Source organism: Streptomyces sp. SM1 (assembly GCF_002910825.1).
GTDB lineage: Bacteria > Actinomycetota > Actinomycetes > Streptomycetales > Streptomycetaceae > Streptomyces > Streptomyces okerensis.
Map to the genome: position 1 here is coordinate 1 of NZ_NEUB01000855.1, position 2,480 is coordinate 2,480.

General features: G+C 68.5%; 1 protein-coding gene and 1 pseudogene. Both read left to right on the forward strand.

What is annotated here, in order from left to right; translation table 11 throughout:
• Positions 1-105 precede the first annotated feature (105 nt).
• On the forward strand, positions 106-1,560 hold the full coding sequence (locus tag B9S61_RS27930; RefSeq protein WP_103544695.1) for an IS66 family transposase: 1,455 nt from the start codon (positions 106-108) through the stop codon (positions 1,558-1,560).
• Positions 1,561-2,104: 544 nt separating this feature from the next.
• A pseudogene (locus B9S61_RS27935) lies at positions 2,105-2,480 on the forward strand (IS5/IS1182 family transposase); the annotation flags it as partial.

Genomic DNA, 2,480 nt, shown 5'->3' on the forward strand with positions numbered 1-2,480 from the left:
GTAGCTATTCAGCAGGGTGTGATCGGTTCGCGGACCGTGCGGCGTGATCGCTAGGGTGGCGGTGTGGAGGATCCCGACTGGTCTGCGAAGGACCTTCTTGCCGAGTTGGCCGCGGTACGCGGCGAGTTGGCGGCTTCCCGGGCCGAGGCGGCCGCGAAGGACGAGCGGATCGATCAGCTGCTGGTCCAGATCGCGGAGTTGACCACGCAGGTCCAGGCCCTGGTACTGCGGCTGTCGAGGGATTCCTCGACCTCCTCGAAGCCGCCGTCCTCGGACGGGCCGGGCAAGCGGCCCCGTGGCGGGTCCTCGCGTACCCGCTCGGGACGCAAACCGGGCAAGCAGCCAGGTGATCCGGGCACCACCTTGCGGCAGGTAGAGGATCCGAACGAGCGGATCGTCATCCCCGCTCCGGCATCCTGCGCCGGCTGCGCGTCCTCGCTGGTCAAGGTTCCGGTGGCCGCGGTGCGCCGCCGTCAGGTCTTTGACCTGGCCACCCCGCTTCCGCCGCAGGTCATCGAGTACGCCGCGGACGTCAAGTGCTGCCCCGGGTGCGGAAAGAAGGCCACCGGAGTCTTCCCGGCCGGAGTGGAATCGGCGGCCCAGTACGGTCCCGATGTCACCGCGAAGGTCGCGGACGCGGTCCTGGGACACCACATCCCGGTACACCGCTCGACACTGCTGGTGATGGAACTGTGCGGGATGAAGGTCTCCACCGGCTTCGCCGCATCCCTGCGAGGCCGGGCCGCCCGCCTGCTGGAGGCCGGGTTCCTGCCCTCGGTCCGCGCCCTGCTCTCCGGCGCACCCGTCGTGCACGCCGATGAGACCTTCACCCGCACCCGGGCCAGGACCGTCTTCCTGCACGTGGCCTCCACCGCGCACCTCACCCTGATGCACACCGGTGACCGCTCGGCCGCGACCATCGACGCCGGCCAGGTCCTGCCGCACCTCAGCGGTGTCCTGGTCCGCGACGGATACGCCGGCTACACCCACCTCGACCACGTCCTGCACGCCTGGTGCGGCGCGCACCTGCTACGTGACCTGCGCGGCATCCATGAAGCCGACCTCCAGGGCCAGCTGTGGGCCCGCGCCATGGCCGACACCCTCCTGGAAGCCAACCGTCTCGCGTCCGCCGCCCGCGACACCGGGCGCGAGGAACTCACCGCCGACGAACTGCGCACCATCCACCGGCTCTACACAGGAGCACTGGCCCGCTCCCGCCAGGACAACCGGAACAAGAACACCGAACTCGCCCGGCACGCCCGCACCCTGGCCAAACGTTTCGAGGAACACCGCGAGGTCATCCTCCGCTTCACCACCGACCTGGCCGTCCCCTTCACCAACAATCAGGCGGAACGCGACATCAGACCCGCCAAGGTCCAGCAACGCTCCTCCGGAGGCTGCTGGCGAACCCTCCAGGGACTGGCCGACTTCGCCATCGTCCAGTCGTACCTGTCGACCGCGGCCAAGTGGGGCATCAGCCGCTACGACGCACTCCAGCGCCTCTTCACCACAGGGGCGTGGATCCCGCATGCCCTCACCCCTGACACAGCAACAGCCTGACCGAACCGCTCAACCCCGCTGAATAGCTACGCCGTGAGACCACCCAACGCCACTACAGCCTTGATCAATTCTCTCCGCAGTGGAGTCGAAGCCATCCCTCACTCACCTCTTGCCTCTCATAATTCCCATTATCGGGGTGAACTCGGCAACTTCGCGGCCGCCGACCTCTCCGAGGTGACCCGAGCCGTCAAGTGCAAACTGAAGCAGATCCAAGAGGGACGCCACGTCCTTGCAGTCCCGCCCCGCCACCAACACGGCCGCAACCGCGGAGCGGCCGCAGTATTTCGAGAGTCAACAATGCTGGCCAGACATCGACCAGCGCGTCGGCCACTACGGTGACCACTCGGACGGCCAGCACGGCCAGCGTCACGACGACCGCTGAGGCGACCTCGGTCGACCCACTGAGTCTTTCCCGGTAAGCGCCCGTCGCTCGCTGTGATCGCGATGCTTGCGCTGCGGCCCGTGCGGTCCCCAAGTCCGGGCAGACGTAAGGCCCCTGGTAGGAACGATCTTGCGACGGATTGTTCTGACCGAGGGGCCTCACGTGCCGACCAGTGTCACATACACCGCGGTGCTCGATGTGAAGCGGTCCACCGCCGAGCACCTGGCCCGGCTGCTGCGCGATCACCGCGTCGCGGCCGGAACCCGCAGGGGCAGGCGTGCGCTGGGCTGCTTCCGGCAGGCGGTGCTCGTCCTGCGCTGGTTCATCGACGGCACCCGCCTTTCCCAACTCGCCCGCGACAACGGCCTGTCGGCCTCCACCGCATACCGCTACCTCCATGAGGGGCTGACCGTTCTGGCGGCCGGGGCACCGGACCTCGCCACCGCGTTGGAACGCGCGAAGGCGGCCGGGCTGACGCATCTGAACCTCGACGGCACCGTCATCCGCACCGACCGCGTCGCCGCCCCCGGCCCCAACG